Consider the following 425-nt stretch of genomic DNA (forward strand, 5'->3'; position numbering starts at 1 on the left):
CGCCCCCGAGCTCGCCGAGTCCGTGCGCAAGCAGCTGCGCGCCCCCGGCACCCCCGTCCAGGACGTCCCCGACCGGGGCCTGGACCACGGCGCCTACGTCCCGCTCGTCGAGATGTACCCGGACGCCGACATCCCCGTCCTCCAGGTGTCCATGCCGACCCTCGACCCCGTGAAGCTGATGGAGATCGGCCGCCGCCTCGCGCCGCTGCGCGACGAGGGCGTGCTGATCCTCGGTTCCGGCTTCTTCACCCACAACCTCGCCGCGCTGCGCCAGGGCGGCATCCCCGCCTGGTCGGCCGAGTTCGACGCGTGGGGCAGGGAGGCGCTTCAGGCGCGGGACGTGGACGCGCTGCTCGACTTCACCCGCAAGTCCCCGGCCGGCCGGCTCGCCCACCCGCGCACCGAGCACTTCGCCCCGCTGTTCG

At 74.4% G+C, this 425-nt stretch carries 1 protein-coding gene; it reads left to right on the forward strand.

Going from position 1 to position 425, the window contains the following annotated elements:
- Window positions 1-425 (forward strand): class III extradiol ring-cleavage dioxygenase (locus LPA54_RS39865; RefSeq protein ID WP_228985294.1); only part of this gene is annotated, 425 nt, incomplete at both ends.

The sequence above is a fragment of the Streptomyces sp. DH12 genome (genome assembly GCF_020873895.1).
Lineage (GTDB): Bacteria > Actinomycetota > Actinomycetes > Streptomycetales > Streptomycetaceae > Streptomyces.